We start from the raw sequence: 21,342 nt of genomic DNA on the forward strand, positions 1-21,342 counted from the left end.
CCACAAAGACTTGTGGATAACGGTGAGCGCTCCGCATTGCCACGATAGGCAACTCAGATCACCCCAGCATCCCGCGCAGCGCTATGCAATTCTCTGCATGCCAGTCAGTCAGCTCCGGCCAGGGATTGTCCTTCAGGTTGACCAGAACAGTTTTGGCGCCCGCCGCACGGCCGCAGTTCAGGTCATGCATGTAGTCGCCGATCATGACCATCTTCTCCGGCTCGACACTCCAGCGCGTGGCCAGCTGCAGTAAACCCGCCGGATCCGGTTTGGGAGTCGCCTCGTCGCGGCCCAGTACATCCTCGACGGCAAAGCAGTCAGCCAGGCCGATGGCCTTCAAGGTGATATACGCCAGCTCCTGAGCGTTACGGGTGAGTATGCCCAGTCGATAACCGCGCGCCGACAATTCGCGAACCAGCTCGACCGCGCCTTCGGCAGGCTGCGAAGCCAGTGCCAGCTCGCGCTCATGCTCCAGCAGCCAGGCGTGCTTGGCCGCCGATTCCTCAGCGGGCAACGCAGCAAGATGCCCGAGAATGTCATCGTCCTGGGGGATGCCCAATTCACGTTTGATGGCCGGGAAGTCGTGGATAGGGACGGTCAAGGTACCGTCCATGTCGAACACCCAGTGCCGTATACCTTCGAGTGTCATGCCCAATCCTTACGATGGCGGATCAGCCCTTCCTGACTGACCGATGCGACCAGTTGCCCGGTGCGGTTGAAGATACTGCCGCGCGAGAAGCCGCGCGAGTTGCCTGCCCAGGGGCTGTCCATCGCGTAGAGCAGCCAGTCATCGGCACGCAGGTCGTTATGGAACCACAGCGAATGGTCAAGGCTGGCGACCTGCATGTCGCGCTGCCAGACGGTCTTGCCGTGCGGCAGCAGGGATGTGGTCAGCAAGTTGAAGTCGGAGGCATAGGCGAGCATGTAACGATGCAGCGCCTGCACGTCCGGGAGGCTGCCATCGGCGCGGAACCACACGTATTTGACGGGATCGCCGGGCTTGGGATCGTACGGATCTTCAGCGGTCACCGGGCGGAACTGAATCGGCTTGGGGCGCAGAAACTTGTCGTGCATCGCTTCAGGAATCAGGTGCGCGCGGCGGGTCAGCAACTCCAGCTCGGACGGCAGGTCTTCCGGGCCGACAATCTTCGGCATCGTCGCCTGGTGCTCGAAGCCCTCTTCGTCGTACTGAAACGAAGCGCTGCAGGTGAAGATCGGCTTGCCCTTCTGAATGGCAGTGACACGGCGCGTGCTGAAGCTGCCACCGTCACGCACACGGTCCACCTGATAGACCACCGGCAAACCGGCATCGCCGGGACGCAGAAAGTAGCCGTGCAGCGAGTGAACATGACGGTCCTCTTCAACTGTCTGACTGGCGGCAGACAGCGACTGACCCAGCACCTGACCACCAAACAACTGGCGAAAGCCCAGATCCTGGCTATGACCGCGGAACAGGTTTTCTTCAATGGCTTCCAGCGTCAGCAACTCAACCAGATCATCCAGCACTTGGCTCATTCTCATTCCTCTCGTACATCGACTTTGCACTTGTACGGCAACAGCAGTCGCTGCATTTTCCCACAGGCCTCGGGCCCGTCCCCGCTGGAATGGAATGATACAGATTTAAGATGGTTGGCTTAATTCAATCTGCACCCGGATCAAGGCTTCAGCGTCTTGAGCCACTGCTCATGGCTGATCCGGTACAGCACGTGCGGTTTGAGCGGGTGGCCGTCCGCAAGATTGGGGTGATCGAAGTTGCCGGACTCATCCTGCTGCATGCCGATTGCCTGCATCACCTTTTGCGACGGCTGATTGTTGACCGCCGTGAACGACACGATCTCCTTCAGCTCCAGGCGCTCGAAACCACAGCCCAGCGCGGTCCAGGCCGCCTCGCTGGCAAAGCCCAGGCCCCAGTGTTTGTGCGCCAGCCGCCAGCCGATTTCCACGGCCGGGGTGAACGGTGCCTTGAAACCCACGACATGCAGCCCGGTGAAACCTATGAACTCGCCGGTGTCCTTGCGCTCCAGCGCCCAGAACCCGAAGCCCAGTTCGGCAAAATGACCACGCAGCCGCCCGATCATGGCAGCACTTTCGAGACGGCTCAGGGGGTCTGGAAAATAGCGCATGACACGAGGGTCCGCGCACATGTCGGCGAACGCCGGCAAGTCATCGTCACGCCACTGCCGCATCAGCAGTCGGGCGCTATCAAGCTTGAGTATCGGTTCCATCGATTCCCCCGTGTCACGAGACATGAATGGGCGTCAGTGCAGCCATCTGCTGCGCCACACAACTGGGCGTACGGATGCTTTACTGGCACTATCGGGCTTCGGCCCTCTAACGGACGCAAAATGTCCCTACCGCTTATCTACCATGAAGACTACAGCCCGGACTTCCCGGCGGATCATCGCTTCCCGATGGACAAGTTTCGTTTGTTGCGCGATTACTTGATCGACAGCGGCCTGACCAGTGACGTTCAATTAATGCGTCCCGAGTTGTGCCCGGCGGACATTCTGGCGCTGGCTCATGATCCGTCCTACATCAGCCGCTACCTTAGCGGTGATCTGTCGCGCGAAGACCAGCGGCGTCTCGGACTGCCGTGGAGCGAGGCTCTGGCACGCCGAACCATCCGTGCGGTAGGCGGCTCACTGCTGACCGCCGAACAGGCCCTCAAGCATGGCCTGGCCTGCCACCTGGCGGGCGGCACCCACCATGCGCACTATGACTACCCGGCGGGTTTCTGCATTTTCAATGACCTGGCGGTGATCAGTCAGTACCTGCTGCAAAGCGGCCGCGTGGACAAGGTGCTGATCTTTGACTGCGATGTGCATCAGGGTGACGGCACGGCGCGCATTCTGGCCGATACCGAGGACGCCATTACCGTCTCGCTGCACTGCGAAAAGAACTTCCCGGCACGCAAGGCGCAGAGCGACTGGGACATCCCGCTGCCGATGGGCATGGGCGACGCCGACTACCTGAACGTCGTCGATGACCTGCTCAACTACCTGCTGCCGCTCTATAAGCCGGACCTGGTGCTGTATGACGCAGGCGTCGATGTCCACAAGGACGATGCGCTGGGCTATCTGCAACTCACCGACCAGGGGCTGGCCAATCGCGACGAAGCGGTGCTGCGTCATTGCCTGAGCCGCGACATTCCGGTCATGGGCGTGATCGGCGGTGGCTACAGCAAGGACCGCTTGGCACTGGCAAGGCGCCACGGAATCCTCCATCACAGTGCGCAACGGGTCTGGAACGACATGGGCCTGTGAGCCTGCGCGGTACTTCGCTTCAGTCTCCGCCAATGACGTGCGCCACACCTTGAAAGAACGCTCGGGTAGAATGCCCCACCCCTCTGCTATCGATACTTCGCTGACCATGACCGACCTTGCCCTCTCCGCTGCCCGAACCGTCGCCATCATCGGAGGCGGCCCTGCGGGGTTGATGGCAGCAGAAGTGTTGAGCCAGGCCGGACTGAAGGTCGATCTGTACGACGCCATGCCATCGGTTGGGCGCAAGTTTCTGCTCGCCGGGGTGGGCGGTATGAACATCACTCATTCCGAGCCTTACCCGGCCTTTCTGGCGCGCTATGCCGAACGTTCGCCGATGATCGCTCCGCTGTTGCGCGGTTTTGACGCTGATACCCTGTGCCAGTGGATTCATGCGCTGGGCATCGAGACTTTCGTCGGCAGCTCGGGGCGTGTGTTTCCCACAGACATGAAAGCCGCGCCCCTGCTCCGTGCCTGGCTCAAGCGGCTGCGCGATGCCGGTGTCACGATTCACACGCGGCATCGCTGGTCGGGCTGGAACGCCGATGGCAGCCTGCGCATCGCTAATGCTGACGGTGAACGGGCGATCGAACCTGCAGCCACATTGCTGGCGCTGGGCGGAGCCAGTTGGGCGCGGCTGGGGTCTGACGGGGCCTGGCTGCCGTGGCTGCAGGCAAGGCAGGTCGAGGTTGCACCTTTGCAGGCCGCCAACTGTGGTTTCGAGGTGAGCGCCTGGAGCGACCTGCTGCGCGACAAGTTTGCCGGTGCTCCGTTGAAGAATATCGCGATGGGCCTGCATGGCCATGCCCTGCGCTTGGGCGAATGTGTGCTGACCGCGACGGGCGTGGAAGGCAGCCTGGTGTATGCACTGTCGGCGCAGATTCGTGAACAGATCAACCTCCACGGCTCAGCGATTGTGGATATTGACCTGCTGCCCGGCAAGACGCTGGCAGACATTCAAAAAGCCCTGAGCAAACCCCGTGGCTCGCGCTCGATGTCCAAGCACCTGCACAGCCAATTGGGCCTGGACGGCGTCAAGGCAGCACTGTTACGCGAGCTTGCGCCTCGTGAAGCGTTTGCCGATCCACTGGTGTTGAGCGAGGCCATCAAGGCGCTGCCACTGCCCCTGATCAAACCGCGCCCCATCGATGAGGCCATCAGCACCGCAGGGGGCGTCACCTTCGAGGCCATGGACGAGCGTCTGATGCTCAGGCAATTGCCCGGCGTATTCTGCGCCGGTGAAATGCTCGACTGGGAAGCGCCGACCGGCGGCTACCTGCTGACCGCCTGCTTCGCCAGCGGCCGCGCTGCGGGGTTGGGGATGGTCGAATGGCTGCAATCGCGCTGATCATGATCGTCGCCACGCTCCGCGCTTATCGTTATGTAAAAGTCCGCTTTTGATTCGGCCCGTAGGGCGTAGGAGCGAACCGGGAGACGCTTCGCTTGTTCGCGAAGAGGGTGTTTCAATCGATGCATTTTCGGCGATTATGCAGGCCCCTTCGCGAACAAGTTCGCTCCTACGGCCTCCGGCCAGAATCAAAAACGAACTTGCGTATAGCAATGAGCGCTCCGTCCGCTTTGAATGCGCACTGCGCCTCAAGGCTTCTTCTTGCGTGGGCCGGTGTTGAAGACCGGTACTTTACGCACCGGTTTGACCACCGGCGCAGGCTCGGAGTCGCCGCTGTCGACCCATTTGCCCAGGTTGCGCTTGCTGCCCGACACCTTGGGTTTTTTCGGTTTCTTGGGCTTTTTCAGGATCTGGCCGCTGGCATCCGTGCTCGGTACGCGATGCTCCGGCTCGAAGTCCTGCTCTTCCTTGCGCTCCAGGGTCTGGCGGGTCAGCACTTCGATGGCTGACAGCAGTTCGACTTCATCGGCACACACCAGCGAAATTGCCTCCCCCGTCAGCCCCGCACGGCCGGTGCGGCCAATACGGTGGATGTAATCCTCGGCCACGATCGGCAGGTCCAGATTGACCACGGTCGGCAGGTCATCAATGTCCAGACCGCGCGCTGCCACGTCGGTGGCCACCAGAATCTTCACTTCGTTGCTCTTGAAGCGGTCCAGCGCACGCTGGCGAGTGGCCTGCGGCTTGTCGCCATGAATGCCGTCGGCGTTCATGCCCAGCGCCTGCAAGCGATCCACCAGTTGATCGACGCCAACCCGGGTCTTGGCGAATACCAGCACCTGACCCCAGCGATGCTTCTTCATCAGATGGATGAACAGATCCGCCTTGCGTTTCTTGTCCACGGTCACGACCCATTGCTTGACCGACGACGCCGCAACGTTGCGCGGGCTGACTTCGATGGTCAGCGGGTCATTGAGCATCTGCGCGGCCAGCAGACGAATCTCGTCAGAGAACGTCGCGGAGAACAGCAGGGTCTGGCGCTGCTTGGGCAACACCGCGTAGATACCGCGCAGTTCCTCGGCAAAACCCAGGTCGAGCATACGATCAGCTTCATCGAGGATCAGCGTCTGCAACTGGGAGAACTTGACCGCGTTCTGGCGATGCAGATCGAGCAAGCGACCGGGGGTCGCGACCAGCACGTCGACGCCCCTGCGCAGCTTCATCATTTGCGGGTTGATGCTCACGCCGCCGTAAGCCGCGTAGGTGGTCAGCGGCAGATGCTCGGCGTACTGACGAATGCTTTCGTGAACCTGATCGGCCAGCTCGCGGGTCGGCGCCAGTACCAGCGCGCGAATCGAGTTGGGCGCGACTTTCGGGCCTTCCATGGTCAGCCGTTGCAGCAGCGGCAAGGCAAAACCTGCGGTCTTGCCGGTGCCGGTCTGCGCAGCTGCCATCAGATCGCGGCCCGCCAGTACCGGAGGAATTGCCTGGGTCTGTACAGGCGTCGGAGTCTGGTAACCGAGCGCTTCGAGGGCGCGCAGCAAGGGTTCGATCAGGCCGAGAGAGGCGAATGTCATGGAAATACCGTAGGAAAGATTCAACGCAAGGCGCGCAGTTTAACCTGTCCGGCGCGCCTCGGTTAGCTTGTGCGTGTCGATGCGACCTCTGGCGGCGGCGACCGGCGCCATTGCGGCAGGCCAATCAGCACCACGGCACTGATGATCACCACCATGGCCATGCACTCTTCGACACCGATCGTTTCGCCAGCGAACACCACGCCGAGCATCACTGCCACGGCCGGATTGACGTAGGCGTAGCTGGTCGCCGCTGCCGGGCGCACGTTCTTGAGCAGGTACATATAGGCGCTGAACGCGACGATAGAGCCGAACACCACCAGATACAGCAGCGCGCCCCAGCCCGCCGCCGTCGGCATATGCGCCAGACGCTCGCCACTCAAGGCACTGCCGATCAGCAGCGTCGCCCCCGCCGTGATCATTTCCGCCGCACTGGCCATCGGACCCTTCGGCAACGGCAGGTGCTTGCTCAGCACCGAACCGAACGCCCAGGCTGCGGCGGCAAAGATCACCACGGCGGCGCCATAAGGGCTGGCCTGCAAATTGGAGCCGAGGTTCAGCAGGCCGATGCCGATCAGGCCCAGCACGATGCCTGCCCATTCAAGATTCGTGGTGCGATTGCCCCAGAACAGGCCGAACAGCAGGGTAAACAGCGGCATGGTCGCCACCGCCAACGCGGCAACGCCTGATGCGACGCCTGCGTGTTCGGCCAGGGTGACACCGCCATTACCGCAGGCCAGCAGCAGGAAGCCGATCACGAACGCGGCTTTCCACTCGCGCCAGGTCGGCGCAGGCACGCCGCGAAACCGCAGAAAGCCATACATCAGGCAGCCGGCAATCAGAAAGCGCACACCCGCCATCATCAACGGCGGCCATGATTCCACGCCGATGCGGATCACCAGATAGGTAGAGCCCCAGATCAGGTACAAGGCCAGAAAGGCACCGATGAGCAAGGGTGAAACACGGACGGACTGAGGCATGGCAAGGCTCTGGGATCATTGTTATGGTTGGCCTATTGTATGAAGGCCGAAAGCGGATATTAAGCAGACAAACCTGTTTAAAACGCGCTGAAACTTACGATTCGATGCTTGTACGGCCTTCTTTCCTTTTTATTTTAAAAGCGCCCATCGTCGGGTACGAGGCACGCCATGACCCTGGATAAATACGATCGGATTCTGCTCGATGAGCTGCTGAAAAATGGCCGGGCGTCTTTTGCGCAACTGGCGAAACTGGTCAACCTGTCCGCGCCCGCCGTGGCCGAGCGGGTCGCCAAGCTGGAAGCCAGTGGCGTGATTACCGGTTACGAGGCCAAGGTCGATCTGTCGAAAGTCGGCCTGCCGATTCAATGCATCATCGAACTGCGCATGGGCAGCCATGGCAATCAGCAGGCCTACAAGGAACTGTGGAAAGTCCCCGAGCTGATCCAGTGTTACCGGGTGACGGGCGACCCGTGCGTAATCATGCGCGCAGCGGTCGATTCGATGCCGCATCTGGAAGACCTGATCAACCGGATCGCCAAGTTTGGCTTCAGCAAGACATCAATCGTGCTGTCGACAGCCGTGGAGCGCAGCCTGCCGAGCGATTACTTGATCAGCAACGGCAAGCAGGAGCACTGACAGGTCAGACGCCGCGCTGGCGCTTCAGGGTTTCACTGATCTTCGCGGCCGGGACTTTCTGCAGGGAACACAGCATCTGGTGGGAGATGGCAGAGATGCCGTGGGTCTGGCGCAATTCGTTGGTCAGGTGCGCCGTCAGGTTGGCCGCCATTTCCGCATCGGCCATCGCCCGGTGAGCCTTGCCGGTGTCGGGCAGACGCGCATAGCGGGTCAACGTGCCGAGCTTGTGGTTCGGTGCGCCGGGCATCAGGCGTCGGGCCAGCAGCAGTGAACAGGCGAAGCTCTGTTCGCGCGTGCGCTGGATACGCGACAGCTCGTAGTCCCAGAACTTCTGGTCGAACGAGGCGTTGTGCGCCACCAGCGGTGTCGAACCGACGAAATCCGCCACATCGCCCATCACCCGCTCGGCGCTGGGGGCGGTACGAATCATGTTGTTACTGATGCCGGTCAACCCTTCGATGAACGCAGGAATACGCACGCCGGCATTCATCAGGCTCTGAAAGCGCTCGACGATACGCCCCTGCTCCATGATCACCACCGCAATCTCGGTCGCCCGGCAGCTATGGCCCGGGGAGATGCCGGTGGTTTCAAAGTCGATGACTGCAATACGTTCCAACACTGGCCTGACCCTGTTAATTCATTTCAGCAAAAACGTGCCTTCGATCGGCACGTAACGACTGGCGGCGCGGATCAACGAGTTCGCGGTCAACCCCGGCACGCCGTAGGCGACCGCCTCGACCCCATGTTTGCTGATCACGCGTTCGAGCAACATGTCGAAGTCGCCATCACCCGACGCCAGCACGATTTCGTCCACTTGCGGCGCGTAATCCATGATATCGATGGTGATGCCGACATCCCAGTCGCCTTTGGCCGAACCGTCGCTGCGCTGGATATACGGCTTGAGCCTGACCGTGAACCCCAGATTGCGCAGTATCTGCTGGAACTGCTGTTGCTTGCTGTCGCCACGATCGATGGCGTACGCAAACGCGTGAACGATCTCGCCACGTTTGCTGATATCCGCCCACAAGGCGGCGTAATTGAAATGACAGCCATGCGCCTGGCGCACGGTGTAATACAGGTTCTGCACGTCGGCGAACACCGCGATCTTCTTCACCGCAATTCCTCATGGCGGGCAACATGCCCACGGGTTACAGCGATCCGGAACGTGAATCGGTGCCCAGTATGCCAGTTTGAGGAAGGAATTGAGGGATGGATCGGTACCGGCCGCTGCGAAGCCCGCGCGTCATGGCACAGATCATCGTTCCCACGCTCCAGCGTGGGAATGCCGTTCTGGGCGCTCCGCGTCCGTTCCGGAGCACGCGGCGCAGCGCAGATTCGTGACGCAGAGCGTCAAAAACATTCCCGCTGGAACATGAAGAACGACCGTCACATCCTCAAACGAACGAATCATCATCCGAGAACATGTCGCCACCATCGTCGAAATTGTCGTCAGCCGTGTACTGCTGATCCGGCTGCCCCCAACCGCCCTGATCATTGAACGAGCCGGTGTCCTGCGCCTGTGGCGCGTCATGAATGACTTCGACGATTTCCTGCGGCTGGCTGTGGTGGCTGAACATGCTGCTGATACCTTCTGCCAGCAGCACACCGCCCGCGACACCGGCCGCGGTCTTCAGCGCCCCGCCAAGAAAGCCACTACCGGCAGCCGGAGCAGGCGCGGCATAACCGCCCTGCGGCGCTGCGGGCGCAGGTGCAGGATTGAAACCGCCACCATCACGCCAGCCGCCACTGGATGGCTGGCTCGGTTGTGGCTGCGATGCGCGCGGTGCACTGCTGCCAAAGATACTCGACAAAAACCCGCCACTCGCTGGCGCGGACGAGGCTTGCCCCTTGGCCTGCTGGAGCTCGGCCTGCAACTGCTGAATCTGCTCGTCGCGCTGTTTTACCTGCTGATTGAGCTGATTGACGGCCGCTTCCTGCACCAGAATCGCCTGCGTCATGTAGTACGGCGCAGCGGGCTGGCGGGTCAGATGCTCCTTGATACGCGCCTCGGCCGCAGCATCTCGCGGGGCGGAAGCCGTTTCAGCGTCTTTCAGTTTCGAGAAAAGACCGTCAATCAGGGTTTGCTCTTCGCTGTTCATGACCACCTCACTGAGTTGCCACTGGAATTCTTCCCTGCCGCAACGGCAGGACCATGTGCAGAAAATGGGGCCTCATCGACGCGCTTCAATGACATGAAGAAAAAGATAACAAGGCGTGCGCCGAAAACCACTGCGCTTGGTTAGACCGGGGCCATGGGCTAAAGTGTGCGCCTGCTTTTAGCCTGCGATCTATCTCCATGAACCCGTTGAACATCATCCAGGATTCGCTTTATTTCTTTCGGCGTAATCTAGGCAGCATCGCGCTGCTGTGCCTGCCTGTCGTGATCCTTGAAGTGCTGGCCAAACAAGCGCTGGGCAGCGCCATGTCCGCCGACACTTCACCTGCCTACGCGTTGGTGATCGGGCTGTTTTTCTACCCTATTTATACGGCCGCGCTGATCCTGTTTCTCGACGCACGCAGCCGTGGCGAGGACGTACACACCCGTGATGTACTGGCGATGGCGGTGCGCCTGTGGCCGACGTTCGCCGTGCTCTCGGCCATGAGCACCCTGCTGATCATGTTCGGCCTTTCACTGTTCGTCTTACCCGGCATCTGGGTGATGATCAAACTGGCGTTCAGCGAATACCTGCTGGTCCTGCGCAAACTCACGCCGTTCATGGCCATGCGCGAAAGCATGCAGATGACCACCGGACACTTCACGCGCATTCTGGTGTGCGTACTGAGCGTCTACATTCCCCTGTGGCTGCTCGAGGGTGCCAGCCTGTACCTGTTTCCGGAGCCGCAAAGCGCAGCGGTTTCCGTGATCACCGACAGCATCGGCAGCTTCCTGCAACTGTTCACCACCATCGTGACGTTCCGCCTGTTCATGCTGATCAGCGAGCCCGCGCACCGCGCCTGAAGCAAAGGCTGACGTCAGGCGCGTCGATTCGGTATGCTCAACGCCGAGTCCCTCACTGAGCGCCAGGCGCTCCAAGTCGAGCCGATGCCCCGTTTACTGCTACGTCTGACCCTGTACGGCTTGCTGCTGGTCGCCGTATTGCTGTTACTGGTTTTCCAACTGACCTGGCGCCCTCCGGCCCGTGAATTACTCACGGCCAGCTGCAACCCTGCAGTCGAGGCACCGAAACTGGTGCCGGGGCAAGCGCTGAAAGTCATGACCTGGAACATCCAGTACCTGGCGGGTAAGCGCTACGTGTTCTGGTACGACATGGCCGACGGCAGCGGCCCGGACGAACGCCCGACCCATGAAGACCTTGCCTACAATCTGGACGAAGTGGCGCGGGTCATCCGTGACGAACAGCCCGACATCGTGCTGCTGCAAGGCGTCGACGATGGCGCCAAGAACTCTGACTATGAAGATCAGTTGGCGCTGATCAAGGAACGTGTCGCGGACCTCTACCCGTGCAGCACGCAGGCCTTCTACTGGAAGGCAGAGTTCGTGCCCAACCCGCATATCTGGGGCAGCGTCGGCAGAAAACTGGTGACCCTCAGCCGCTTCCATATCGACAGTGCCGAACGCCTGCAACTGCCGGTGCCCGACGCCAACATCATCAGCCGTCAGTTTCAGCCAAAGGATGCGTTGCTGGTCAGCTACCTGCCCTTGCGTGACGGCGGCAAACTGGCCGTCATCAACACCAGCCTGACCACCGCCAGACACGCCGGCGACACCGCACAAAAACAGGTCGCGGCCACTGAAACGCAGCTGGACAAGCTGGAAAGCGGCGGCACGCCCTGGCTGATCGGCGGCGACTTCAACCTGCTGCCGCTGGGCCAATACCAGCGCCTCCCCGAGCAACAGCGCCTTGGCTATGCCGCCGACAGCGAACTGCACCAGCTGTGGGACAAATACCCGATGATCCCCAACAACGCCGAATCCAGCGGCATCGACCGCAGCAAATGGCTGACGCACTTCCCCAACGACAGCCGCATCAACGGGCCGGACCGGACGGTGGACTATCTGTTCTACAGCCCGAGCCTGAAGCGGGTCAGCGCGCGGGTGCGGCGGGATGATACGTTGCTGATCTCTGATCACTTGCCGGTGATCGGGCGATTTTTGCTGCCGGTTTTGCCTTGAGGTGGAAAGCGGCATTCAGGTTTCAATACTCTGGCTGGTCACCAGACTTCCGAATGACGTGCTTCAACAGCCGATTATGATCAAATACTTGGAACCGTTTCTGGAAGCGCTCGCCTAATGATTAGCCCGTGGATACTTCCATGGGCGACGTGCCAATACCGGCATACACCAAAGGGTGATCCACATGGCTAAAGACGACAAGAAAAGTAAAGGCGAAGCCTCGAAAGCCAGCAAAGACCTGAAAGACAAGAAGGCATCACCGGCCAAGAAATCTGAAGCGGCCTCGACGCTTTCCAAGTCTTCCGAAAAGAAAGACAAGAAGAAAGACGCCGAGCCAAAGAAAGCGGCCAAAAAAGCTGATAGCAAGCCAGAAAAGGCCAAGAAATCAGACAAGGTTGAAAAGGCTGAAAAGCCGGCTAAAAAGAAAAAGTGACATCTGCTGCCTGCCAGGGCGTTGCGCCCTGGCGTTCTCTGGGTCACTGTCTCGCTTGCAAGCTAAGTGACCAGAATAAAGAGGTTCTCCCTTTAGATATCAACTCAACGTTGCACGCCCTGAATTTTCTCAAGACGCATTTCATAACCTTGACCTGGCTGCGTGACCGTCTCTGTTTCAACGGTCTGCACAACACGGCCCGATGCATCCTTGGTCACTGCGATGCTTTTGCTGTAAGCGGTTTGAACGCAGCCCGAGATAGAGATGACTGCCAGCAACAACAAAGCGAAGTTAGTTTTCATTATGGATTCCTGTCCATTGGTTGAGTGGCGGGCAGCTTAACCGGATAGATAGCCTCTTGCCGTCATTTTTGCGCTTTTGCTTTATAAAGTCCGCTGGAAAAGCCGAGCCCCTAATTAGCCTGACGCCGTTCAACGTGATCGGTTGGCAGAGCTTGACGGCTTAGCCTCTCGGTCTACTGGATTACGAGCCATTGCTCCCGGACCTCACGTCCCCCTCAGCTTCACCCGCGCCCTCGCCTCCGCCACCAACGGATCATCCGGCCAGTAATGCTTTCTATCACCTAGCACCTGCGACATTGACAGCGTTGTAGCTTCTAAATTAGTGGACTTCTGGCGTTTTCGTCAGCAACACCGTTGACTGTCAATCTCGCTATGGAGGATTGACATTTTGAGAGGATATTTTTTGAGAGGATTGACACCCTCGGCAAGATCTGCCCATAACAAAGCGAAACGGCCCTAACAAGGCGGGCCGTTTGCTTGGGACCGTCACGTAGCGTTAGAGGGTTGAAGCAACAACTGTATATGTATACACAAAACCGCACCTATTAGATCCGTGCAAACCCATACTCAAGTCTTCGCACATATCAATCGAAATGTTCCGAGCATTCGCAAACCATCCTTTCTTCTAGCCAGATAGAGCTCATTCAGTTCAACAGAGCCATAGTCTCTCACGGACTGAAATCCTATACTCTGAAGCTCATTTTCAATGACAGCGGGGTCAAGCCATGTTTTCCATGGTTCACCCAGTTGCCCGATCAAACTCACAAGATAATCGCCTATGGCATTTTCAATGGGATCGAGCAACGTAGGGGTGACGCCGTAATCGAAAATTATGCCGCTTCCTTTTGGCAGTGACGCGACAAACGTTAGTGTGTCAAGTATCGCTTCCTGGGATATGTATATCGTCACGCCTAGCCAAGAAAAAAATGCAGGTTGATCTGCGCGAAAACCGGCTTTCTGCAGCTCTTCGGCTAAGGTGTTACTTTCAAAATCAACCGCCACGAACGTCAATGAGTCAGGTACTTTTATGGACGCTTCTTTAAGGAGACTTCTCTTCCATTCTTGGGTAGATGGATGGTCCACTTCAAATACCTGAAGGCCCTCTTCAAGATAAGTATTCCTGAGAGCGAATGTATCAAGGCCGGCACCTAAAACGACATATTGTTTCACTCCGGAGTGTACACATTTTTTGAGTTCATCTTCAGCTAATCGACTACGAATAACCACGGCAGCACGTATGCCTCGCGCATGGAGATCGTTGGATTGGAATGAATACTGTCGCAGGTCGGTTGCCGCCTGCTCGCCAAGAATCGGCAAGGCCAACGGGTCGTTGAATATGATTGGTTCGTCCAGCAGCTGATGAGCGGCCCGGAGTTCGGCAACCTGAAAAGCAGTTCGACTTGGAATACCCGTATTAATAATGTTTTTCTGTGAAGTGAGCATCATAGCTTTCCTGTATCGTACTATGGACCAACTAATATTTTCTGCATGATTATCCTTCACGTTTTACACCATCAATAGTTGCTGGTCTGCTATAGCTGGTTTTTTCGATCGACACTTGCAATTTGGCTTGCAACGTCCAGATTCCGCTTTAAGGACCTTTCGTGACCTGACTCCGCTGTCCTTGCACGCCCACCGGTACTTCGCCCTTGAAGGTCACCCGGCGTACGATGCGCTCTTGGGTTCCTTAATCATCCAGCGCGTAATGCTGGGTGGCGCGGTTATCCCAGATCGCTACGTCACCGCTATGCCAGCGCCAGCGCACAATATTTTCCGGCCGTGGGACGTGACTCTGCAGCAGGCTGAACAGGTGGGGGGGGGGGGTAATGTTGTTCGATTAAGGCTATAGCTGGCATATTCAGGCAGCAAATGACTTAAATTCACTCTCGATGTATTTGATTCAGCCTACGCAAAAAGATAGATGGTGCCGTTCTATGCTGTCGGCACTGCGGATGACCGAGGAAGGCTCGATGGAGTTACGATGTCACTGTCGGCAACGTCAGCATGAAAAAGGCGCAAAAAGGGTCAAGAAAAATGCCAGTATTTCTTGACCCTTATCTGATGAGGGCTTGATGTCAATAAATTTTACTTACGAACGGGACAGTCGCTGACGAATTTGCGCAACCAACGCGTCAAGCGTCCCGCTTTCATTGGTCTCCACGCGTTTGCTGAGCAGCAACTCTTCGGCGCTGAGCGGGTCACGATTGGCCTGCTGCCCTTCGATGACGGTCAGGGTGGCGTCGGACAGATCGTTGTTGTCTGTCTGACGTTGTGCCAGCCAAGCGGCGATCACGGCCTGTGGCGCATTGCAGTCGAGGATCAGGAACGGTGCGCCGGTGGCCTCAGCGATTTTCGCCGCAGCGTCGCGTTGTTCACGCTTGAGGAAGGTCGCATCCAGTACCACCGTGAAACCAGCGCGCAGTACGGTGTCGGCGATCTCGTTCAAGCGCGCGTAGGTGGCGGCGCTGGCATCTGCAGCGTAGATCCCGGCCTGCGGCTTGTTCTCGACATGCTGCTCGCCGAACAGGCGCTTGCGCTCTACATCCGAACGTAGGCGAATTGCCCCCAGTGCTTCTACCAGGCGCATGGCCACGTGGCTTTTGCCGACGGCTGATACGCCGTGAGTGATGGCCAGGAAACGCGAGGGGGTGGTGCTGTAGCTTTCTGCCAGGTTGGCGTAGTTGCGGTATTGGCGCAGGGTGGTTGCGCGCTGCACCGCGTCTGCCTCGGAAGGCATGCTGAACAGTGCAACCTTGGCGCGTACCAGGGCGCGGTAGGCTTTATAGAAGTTCAGCAGCTCCAGGCCTTGGTAGTCGCCGGTAAGTTCCAGGTACTGGCTGATAAAGCGCCGCGCCAGGCTTTTGAGGCCACGGTCTTCCAGGTCCATCGCCAGGAAACCGGTGTCGGCATACACGTCGGTGAAGCGGAATGGCTCGTTGAACTCGATGCAGTCAAAGATCACCACATGGCCATCAATCATAGTGGCGTTGCCCAGGTGAATATCACCGTGGCATTCGCGGATGAAACCATTGAGCTTGCGTTGTTCAAACAGTGGCTTGAGGCGCTCGAAGCTGCTTTCGGCCCAGGCCTGCAAGGCTTCCAGTTGTGCCAGGTCAGCCTTGTCGCTGAGGAAAGGGCGGATCTGCTCGAAGTTCTGCAGCACCGGCACCATGACGTCGTGTGGCGTGCCGGCGGTGTGTGTGGCCGGCACTTTCGGGGCATTCAGGTGAAAGTGCGCGATCTGCCTGGCCAGTTCATCGATGTGCGCGCTGGTCAGTTCGTCGTTGGCTTGCAAGGTGCTGAGCAGCTGGCTTTGTGGGAACTGGCGCATTTTCAGCACGTAGTCGACTACCGGGCCGTCGCCGCCCAATTGCGGTGCTTCTGCGCTGCCGGTGATTGGCAACACTTCAAGATACAAATTATCGGTCAGGCGCTGGTTGAGGCGCAGCTCTTCATTGCAAAAGTGGCTGCGGGCTTCCAGGGTGGTGAAATCGAGGAAGCCGAAATTCACCGGCTTCTTCATTTTATAAGCGTAGTTACCCGTAAGCAGGACCCAGGAAATATGGGTCTCGATGACGTGGAACTGATCCACCGGATGGGGGAACAGGGCCGGGTTTTGCAGGGCAGCAATCAGGGACTGGCTCACGTGTGATCCTTCGGAGTTTGGGGAAATTCATGGAGGGTATGATTGCTGCTACAGACGGTTGTGCAAACCGCTGTCCAGCTCATATTGGTCATCAATAGTATTAGCTCAGCAGGCTGGAAACACCTGAATATAATATAGCGCAAGAAAACATCATCAATACCGATGCTGATGCTGATGCTGATGCTGATGCTGATGCTGATGCTGATGCTTTAAGTATTACCCGCCTTGTGCCCCCTCCTTCCTGCGAATGGAGATTGACAACAGTTCCGACGCTCAGCCAAAAAAGGGTTGCCAGCAACATAACCCCAGAAAAGACCAGCATTTCCTGAGCAATTAAAAGCGGATCGTCGATAAGCGTAACGGAAAAGATGATCGAAGACACAATAAATGCTTTCGGATTAAACAACGTAGTAATAAATATATTAAATCCCAAAGTAGTTTCGGTCGCTTTTAAAAAGTCACCTGAAAGCTTCCACGTCTTGCAAGACAGGTAAGATATAGAGCCCGCACAGAACACCTTCATGAAAAACAGACAACCTGTATTGCCCGAGACATATTCGATCAGAATGGAATAGAAGGTGATCGCAATCACGTAGCCGGAAAGCTCGAACAACGGTAAACCAGCAGACGTCAAAAACCCCTTGGACACGCCGGTCGCCAGCAATAACGTATTCGTCGGTCCCGGAACAAATAACAGTACAGCAGACTCAATCGCTACCTTCAGTAGTTCATGCATATCACACCCTTGCACAATAGCAACATTTCACTTGACAAAAATTCATTGAATACCTGGTCACTCACCGCGCGCCCCGCAACTCGACCCCGTCCGCGCGCGTACGTCCCCAAGGCATAAACACGCGGTCATAAAGCTTTTTCAGGCATGGTACTTAACGATGCATGCCCCCCAAAAAAACATGCCAAAACTCAGGCAAAAGGCCAAATCACCATCATCCATCGGGGTCCCAGTCAGATTCAACAAACTATCAATCGTAAAAACATGCGCTTTCGGAGGCCGCGTTGGCAGCCTGAGTTTTGAGGCGTCGCCGCCGACCTCCATAATGTACATTTTGGACAAGTGCATAATAAAGTTATTGGTTATGAAGTGGCTTATAGCACTTTTATCAAAATCAACTTTCAAAAAAATATCCCTAGACAGCGTATGAATTGCGGTCAAGGCGAGCCGCAACGCATCAATAGTTTTCTGTTCAGCATAAGCCTTAGTGACTCGGTGGTCGGTGGCCTCCGACCGCGCGATAACCTCGTAGCAGTTTCCGGTTTTTTCGCAGGTCACCAGACAAACTGCCACCCCGTCACTTAAAATCGCCGTTCCAGGATAATGCCGCTCCTCGTCAGTCATCAGCTTTTCTGCGAATACCAACAAAACCTTACTGTCTGGACGCTCCTGCAGGATCTGCCCACAAAAACGCAAGGCATGAACGAAATTACCGCACTCCCCCGCAGACAAGGCATACAGCGTCGCCTTATGAATACCGATATTCGCTGCCAACTTCGAGAGGTAGACACTCAGGCCAACGACCTTGTCAATGAATTTGGTTGAGCTGATATAGACAATATCGGTCACATCCTCTCGACCGACATGGCTCTCATCCAGGACCTTCGCGGCTACCTTTTCGCACACAGCATAAACGTCACGACTTTCATTTACATAATATTCAAAGCCGCCCGCCCGAAAGGCCTTAAGCTCATCAGGACTCATGCAAGATGACAAGCTATCAATTGACTTCGACTCGCCGAAATCAAACACGACGTTAGAAATAAACAGATTGGACATACCGGCATTCCCTGGCAATTAAATATATACAAAAAAGAGACAGTCCAAATACTCAAAGCCCTGGCAGCCTATACGCCATTCAAAAGAGCCGAGCTTAACTCGGCCAACGATGGCTGTTTATTGACGAACTGAACCTTGAGCCATTCGGAAATGGCCAGATAGTTGGACGGTAGCAACCTGCATAGCGTTGGCCTTTGATCATCCGGCAGCCAATCATGGGCGTTACCCGCACGCTGGCGAATCGCTGGATCATTAGTGATGTACGTCTTGGCTCGCCCACCAAAATGGATCGTCTTAGGATCTGGGAGATCCACTATAAAGGCGTCGCTTGCGGAAAAAAGGGTCTGCCTGATCAGTCCAGGCAAAAAAGACTCGCCTATCAGCACGTTCAACTCACTGCTGACAAAAAAATCTATTTGACTGAGCGTCCCTTGAGTGAAGTCGTTCGGGGCCGACAGCGCGCCTTCGATGCCAATCTTTATATCCAGTTCAGGGTGTTCAACCCTCAACCGGTTAATGCCCATCAATGCCTCCAGGTCATGCTCTTCATTATTGAGAATAATGGCATCACAGGCAGCGATGTTTTTCGCAAACTCAAACTGAGCAGCATCAATTCGCCCTTGCAGGTGCAAACGCTCAAGAACATCTTGCGGTAGCTTCTGGTAAAAGCCCTGAACACAGCGAGGATCATCCACGCTGATAAACAACTTGTTCTTTTGTGGGGTACTACTAAAACGCCCTTGGTAGGCCGAAATAACCCGGTAGTAGACCAGTTCAGTCGTCATACCGTAGACGCCGGTCAGGGCGACAGCGTTCAACTGATGCGCCAGAACTTTTGAAAACAGAACCTTATCGTTTTCACTGTGGGTAATAGCCACCCCCACACACCCGGAGTCATTGGATCTTTTGGCGCCCAGTCTCGACAGAATGCTGTCCAGGCTACCGGAATCAATCGCCTCAGCGGTCCAAGGAACTGCCTGAAAAGCTAGATGTCCGCACGCCTGTGCACGCTCTATAAAAGAATAATCCAGATTATCTTCCGAGAGCGTCAGGACATGAGGGTAAGCCAGGCCAAAATAACTAGAAAACTCATCCCCCCGGCTCCAGCGACTTTTGAAAGCCTTACCCAACCCGTCTTTCGCAGGCTGCCGGGCAACCTTGCTTTCCACGCTTTCTGTGCTGCCTGGCACTTGGCGAATGACTTTCTCACCCAAGACTAATGGCGAGCATTTATTGCGGATCTTTGTTGTCAGTTTGGTGAGCACATCACCAGGACCGATCTCTACGTACTCATCGACCTCCAACCCCATCAAGTAACGAACGCTGTCCAACCACTGCACTGGGCTGTACAGTTGCTTCACCAGTTGGCTCTTCAGCGTTTCATTCTGATGGGGCAAACCGGTGACGTTACTGATCACCGTTTTATTCATCGGTCGAAACGTGAAAGGCTCGAGAAACCGCTCAAAATCTTGTGCTATCGGCTGCATGTAGCGCGAATGAAAAGGTGCCCCCACCGGAATAGGAATGTAGGTGCCCGCCAGCGAGTTGATAATGCCTTCAAACGCCTCCAGCGCCTGATGCGGCCCTGCAATCACCAACTGATCCGGAGAGTTGATGTTTGCAACATCAATGCTGGTAATGCCGTTATCGTTGAGCAGTTGCTGCAGATCCTGAGCTTTATAATTCAGGATCACGGCCATGGAACCGGCATTCGCGGAAGACATCAATTCCCCGCGGTGCTTGACGATGCGCAGTCCCGTTTCAAAGTCAAAGACATCCGCGGCGAACAGCGCCGCATATTCTCCCAGGCTGTGCCCGGCCAGGAACTTGATCACCACCTCGTTATCTTCCCGATAGGCGAGGTACTGCAATGCACACACGGTATACAGCGCAGGTTGCGTGTACTGTGTTTTGTTCAACTGCTTCTGTGGGTCTTCCAGGCACAGCTGCTCAATGGAATATCCCAGAATATCACTGGCGATTTCAGTCTGCCGACGGAAACGTTGGAACAATTCACGCCCCATGCCCACTCGCTGTGAGGCCTGTCCTGGAAAAACAAGGGCAGTGTTCTTTGCTGGATTATTGCCGACCACGCTTGTTCGAGTCTTTTCCATAGAATGATTTACCAAGGTAGTGTCTTGAGGCCCGGGTTGAGCGATAGCGCTTTCGCTATACGCCTTTGCAAGGCGCTTTAGGGTCAGCACGCCGGCCTGGTATTGAGTCGTGTCGTTACTCATCAAGGACATCAGCGTCAGGCTCACAGGGACCTGCTTTGCCCTGAACGCACCCAGATGCTGTTTGACAAATCCATGCAACGATCCGGAAGGACTAAGATCAACATACACAGGCGTCGCGCCTGTGGCGCTTGCCTCTATCAAGTCGATGGTGTCTGCAAAGTTGATGGGTGACTCAACGATCCCCCAAAAGTGCTCGGCGTCAATCACACGACACCGCGCAACCGTTGCACAGGAGTAAAAAGGCAGCGTGAATGCCCCGGTTGTGTACTTTTTTATCGACGCTAAAGAAGCCGCTTTTAACGGGCGTATGGCAGGCGAATGAAAGGCGTAGTCCACAGCGATCCGCTGATATAAAAAAGCTCGTTGCTGGCAGCTCTTTTCCAACGCATCAATCACCCACGTATCTCCCGAAAAGGTGACGTGTCGTGAGTGATGCACACCCGCAACAGCAACTTCAGGAAACTCGGCGAGCAGTGCGTCCCTTTCATCCGGGGTAATCAATGCCGACAGCATGCCGCCTTTCGGCAACTTGCCTTGTCCTGCAAACTGCTCGATCAATAAGGCTTGATCACAGATTGCAGCCAATAAATCCGTATCCGAAATGGCACCGGCAACACAAGCGGCAATGAACTCCCCCAAACTCGTGCCGATCACCGAGTCAGCGGTGATCCCTTCAGCAGCGAGGGTTGAGACCAGTGCCAGTTGCACCATCACGATGCTCGGATGAGTGAACGTGATAGAGGAGAAGTCATCGCTGCGAGACTTGTCTTTACGATAAATCTCCGCGATTACCGATTTACCCAGTATGCGTTGGCCTATCAGATCCAGCCGCAGCATGGCTTCACGAAACGTTGAATGCGTCAGGAATAGATGGCTCGCCATCTGATAGTAATGACACCCCTGCCCGCCGAACATAAATATCCTGTGCAAGGGATAGACTATCCCCTGGTTCAGCGGCGAGGCGGTGTCTCTGGCGAGCGCATCGGTCCTGACATTCAT

Annotated in this window: 20 protein-coding genes and 1 pseudogene; 6 read left to right on the forward strand and 15 right to left on the reverse strand. The window is 56.8% G+C overall.

The genetic code is table 11. The annotated features are described in order from the left end of the window. Positions 1-58 precede the first annotated feature (58 nt). From KUIN1_RS22510 to KUIN1_RS22520, 3 genes are all read right to left on the reverse strand, one after another. Complete coding sequence (locus KUIN1_RS22510) at positions 59-649, reverse strand: HAD family hydrolase (protein ID WP_054092210.1); 591 nt, start codon at positions 647-649, stop codon at positions 59-61. Continuing rightward, entirely contained in the window at positions 646-1,515 is an 870-nt protein-coding gene (gene tesB, locus KUIN1_RS22515; RefSeq protein WP_024642208.1) for an acyl-CoA thioesterase II, read from the reverse strand. The genes KUIN1_RS22510 and tesB overlap by 4 nt, the downstream gene beginning before the upstream one ends. A 140-nt stretch (positions 1,516-1,655) precedes the next feature. Beyond that, positions 1,656-2,225, reverse strand: a complete 570-nt coding sequence (locus tag KUIN1_RS22520; RefSeq protein ID WP_003399930.1) for a GNAT family N-acetyltransferase — start codon at positions 2,223-2,225, stop codon at positions 1,656-1,658. Positions 2,226-2,345: 120 nt separating this feature from the next. Between KUIN1_RS22520 and KUIN1_RS22525 the strand changes: the two genes are divergently transcribed. After that, entirely contained in the window at positions 2,346-3,263 is a 918-nt protein-coding gene (locus KUIN1_RS22525; RefSeq protein ID WP_003399927.1) for a histone deacetylase family protein, read from the forward strand. 106 nt (positions 3,264-3,369) lie between these two features. After that, the gene (locus tag KUIN1_RS22530) at positions 3,370-4,608 is read left to right on the forward strand and encodes a TIGR03862 family flavoprotein (RefSeq protein ID WP_177410931.1); all 1,239 of its coding nucleotides are present in this window, start codon (positions 3,370-3,372) and stop codon (positions 4,606-4,608) included. Between the two features lie 248 nt (positions 4,609-4,856). Here the strand turns inward: KUIN1_RS22530 and KUIN1_RS22540 are convergent, their stop codons facing one another. Both KUIN1_RS22540 and yedA read right to left on the reverse strand, forming a co-directional pair. Further along, the gene (locus tag KUIN1_RS22540; protein ID WP_003399924.1) at positions 4,857-6,185 is read right to left on the reverse strand and encodes a DEAD/DEAH box helicase; all 1,329 of its coding nucleotides are present in this window, start codon (positions 6,183-6,185) and stop codon (positions 4,857-4,859) included. A 62-nt stretch (positions 6,186-6,247) separates the two neighbouring features. Beyond that, positions 6,248-7,162: a drug/metabolite exporter YedA gene (gene yedA / locus KUIN1_RS22545; protein WP_011268946.1), complete on the reverse strand. Its 915-nt coding sequence runs from the start codon at positions 7,160-7,162 to the stop codon at positions 6,248-6,250. Positions 7,163-7,330: 168 nt separating this feature from the next. Here yedA and KUIN1_RS22550 point away from each other — a divergent pair, with 168 nt between their 5' ends. Next, the gene (locus KUIN1_RS22550; RefSeq protein ID WP_024640221.1) at positions 7,331-7,798 is read left to right on the forward strand and encodes an Lrp/AsnC family transcriptional regulator; all 468 of its coding nucleotides are present in this window, start codon (positions 7,331-7,333) and stop codon (positions 7,796-7,798) included. Positions 7,799-7,802: 4 nt separating this feature from the next. Here KUIN1_RS22550 and KUIN1_RS22555 read toward each other — a convergent pair whose 3' ends face one another. The 3 genes from KUIN1_RS22555 to KUIN1_RS22570 form a co-directional block, all read right to left on the reverse strand. Next, positions 7,803-8,414, reverse strand: a complete 612-nt coding sequence (locus tag KUIN1_RS22555; protein ID WP_003399918.1) for a 3'-5' exonuclease — start codon at positions 8,412-8,414, stop codon at positions 7,803-7,805. Between the two features lie 21 nt (positions 8,415-8,435). Then, positions 8,436-8,912, reverse strand: a complete 477-nt coding sequence (locus KUIN1_RS22560) for an NYN domain-containing protein (RefSeq protein WP_003399916.1) — start codon at positions 8,910-8,912, stop codon at positions 8,436-8,438. Between the two features lie 280 nt (positions 8,913-9,192). Then, the gene (locus KUIN1_RS22570) at positions 9,193-9,897 is read right to left on the reverse strand and encodes a DUF2076 domain-containing protein (protein WP_011268948.1); all 705 of its coding nucleotides are present in this window, start codon (positions 9,895-9,897) and stop codon (positions 9,193-9,195) included. Positions 9,898-10,094: 197 nt separating this feature from the next. Between KUIN1_RS22570 and KUIN1_RS22575 the strand changes: the two genes are divergently transcribed. The 3 genes from KUIN1_RS22575 (at position 10,095) to KUIN1_RS22585 (ending at position 12,366) form a co-directional block, all read left to right on the forward strand. Then, complete coding sequence (locus KUIN1_RS22575) at positions 10,095-10,757, forward strand: YciC family protein (protein ID WP_011268949.1); 663 nt, start codon at positions 10,095-10,097, stop codon at positions 10,755-10,757. A gap of 33 nt (positions 10,758-10,790) precedes the next feature. Beyond that, positions 10,791-11,933, forward strand: coding sequence for an endonuclease/exonuclease/phosphatase family protein (locus tag KUIN1_RS22580; RefSeq protein ID WP_103713593.1), 1,143 nt, complete (start codon positions 10,791-10,793; stop codon positions 11,931-11,933). A 175-nt stretch (positions 11,934-12,108) separates the two neighbouring features. Beyond that, the gene (locus KUIN1_RS22585; RefSeq protein WP_024639707.1) at positions 12,109-12,366 is read left to right on the forward strand and encodes a hypothetical protein; all 258 of its coding nucleotides are present in this window, start codon (positions 12,109-12,111) and stop codon (positions 12,364-12,366) included. A gap of 104 nt (positions 12,367-12,470) precedes the next feature. On the opposite strand, the gene KUIN1_RS22590 is transcribed toward KUIN1_RS22585, so the two are convergent. From KUIN1_RS22590 to fabD, 7 genes and pseudogenes are all read right to left on the reverse strand, one after another. Beyond that, on the reverse strand, positions 12,471-12,668 hold the full coding sequence (locus KUIN1_RS22590; protein ID WP_003313844.1) for a hypothetical protein: 198 nt from the start codon (positions 12,666-12,668) through the stop codon (positions 12,471-12,473). A 567-nt stretch (positions 12,669-13,235) separates the two neighbouring features. Beyond that, positions 13,236-14,114 carry a class I SAM-dependent methyltransferase gene (locus KUIN1_RS22595; protein ID WP_232059981.1) on the reverse strand — a complete coding sequence of 293 codons (879 nt, stop codon included), beginning with the start codon at positions 14,112-14,114 and terminating at the stop codon, positions 13,236-13,238. 145 nt (positions 14,115-14,259) lie between these two features. Next, positions 14,260-14,481, reverse strand: a pseudogene (locus tag KUIN1_RS22600) (TauD/TfdA dioxygenase family protein); the annotation flags it as partial. Between the two features lie 276 nt (positions 14,482-14,757). Then, positions 14,758-16,314 carry a bifunctional aminoglycoside phosphotransferase/ATP-binding protein gene (locus tag KUIN1_RS22605; protein WP_103713592.1) on the reverse strand — a complete coding sequence of 519 codons (1,557 nt, stop codon included), beginning with the start codon at positions 16,312-16,314 and terminating at the stop codon, positions 14,758-14,760. A 100-nt stretch (positions 16,315-16,414) separates the two neighbouring features. After that, a complete protein-coding gene (locus KUIN1_RS22610; RefSeq protein ID WP_162887970.1) occupies positions 16,415-17,050 on the reverse strand; it encodes a hypothetical protein in 636 nt (211 codons plus the stop codon). Positions 17,051-17,188: 138 nt separating this feature from the next. Further along, positions 17,189-18,106: a hypothetical protein gene (locus KUIN1_RS22615; RefSeq protein WP_060405826.1), complete on the reverse strand. Its 918-nt coding sequence runs from the start codon at positions 18,104-18,106 to the stop codon at positions 17,189-17,191. A 68-nt stretch (positions 18,107-18,174) separates the two neighbouring features. Further along, positions 18,175-21,342 carry an ACP S-malonyltransferase gene (gene fabD / locus KUIN1_RS22620; RefSeq protein ID WP_103713589.1) on the reverse strand — a complete coding sequence of 1,056 codons (3,168 nt, stop codon included), beginning with the start codon at positions 21,340-21,342 and terminating at the stop codon, positions 18,175-18,177.

Source organism: Pseudomonas sp. KUIN-1, from assembly GCF_009176725.1.
Classification (GTDB): domain Bacteria; phylum Pseudomonadota; class Gammaproteobacteria; order Pseudomonadales; family Pseudomonadaceae; genus Aquipseudomonas; species Aquipseudomonas fragariae.

Coding starts and splice junctions, on each gene's coding strand:
- KUIN1_RS22510 (WP_054092210.1), bottom strand. CDS start 649: ATGACACTCGAAGGTATACGGCACTGGGTGTTCGACATGGACGGTACC.
- tesB (WP_024642208.1), bottom strand. CDS start 1,515: ATGAGCCAAGTGCTGGATGATCTGGTTGAGTTGCTGACGCTGGAAGCC.
- KUIN1_RS22520 (WP_003399930.1), bottom strand. CDS start 2,225: ATGGAACCGATACTCAAGCTTGATAGCGCCCGACTGCTGATGCGGCAG.
- KUIN1_RS22525 (WP_003399927.1), top strand. CDS start 2,346: ATGTCCCTACCGCTTATCTACCATGAAGACTACAGCCCGGACTTCCCG.
- KUIN1_RS22530 (WP_177410931.1), top strand. CDS start 3,370: ATGACCGACCTTGCCCTCTCCGCTGCCCGAACCGTCGCCATCATCGGA.
- KUIN1_RS22540 (WP_003399924.1), bottom strand. CDS start 6,185: ATGACATTCGCCTCTCTCGGCCTGATCGAACCCTTGCTGCGCGCCCTC.
- yedA (WP_011268946.1), bottom strand. CDS start 7,162: ATGCCTCAGTCCGTCCGTGTTTCACCCTTGCTCATCGGTGCCTTTCTG.
- KUIN1_RS22550 (WP_024640221.1), top strand. CDS start 7,331: ATGACCCTGGATAAATACGATCGGATTCTGCTCGATGAGCTGCTGAAA.
- KUIN1_RS22570 (WP_011268948.1), bottom strand. CDS start 9,897: ATGAACAGCGAAGAGCAAACCCTGATTGACGGTCTTTTCTCGAAACTG.
- KUIN1_RS22575 (WP_011268949.1), top strand. CDS start 10,095: ATGAACCCGTTGAACATCATCCAGGATTCGCTTTATTTCTTTCGGCGT.
- KUIN1_RS22580 (WP_103713593.1), top strand. CDS start 10,791: ATGCTCAACGCCGAGTCCCTCACTGAGCGCCAGGCGCTCCAAGTCGAG.
- KUIN1_RS22590 (WP_003313844.1), bottom strand. CDS start 12,668: ATGAAAACTAACTTCGCTTTGTTGTTGCTGGCAGTCATCTCTATCTCG.
- KUIN1_RS22595 (WP_232059981.1), bottom strand. CDS start 14,114: ATGATGCTCACTTCACAGAAAAACATTATTAATACGGGTATTCCAAGT.
- KUIN1_RS22610 (WP_162887970.1), bottom strand. CDS start 17,050: ATGCATGAACTACTGAAGGTAGCGATTGAGTCTGCTGTACTGTTATTT.
- KUIN1_RS22615 (WP_060405826.1), bottom strand. CDS start 18,106: ATGTCCAATCTGTTTATTTCTAACGTCGTGTTTGATTTCGGCGAGTCG.
- fabD (WP_103713589.1), bottom strand. CDS start 21,342: ATGAATGTCAGGACCGATGCGCTCGCCAGAGACACCGCCTCGCCGCTG.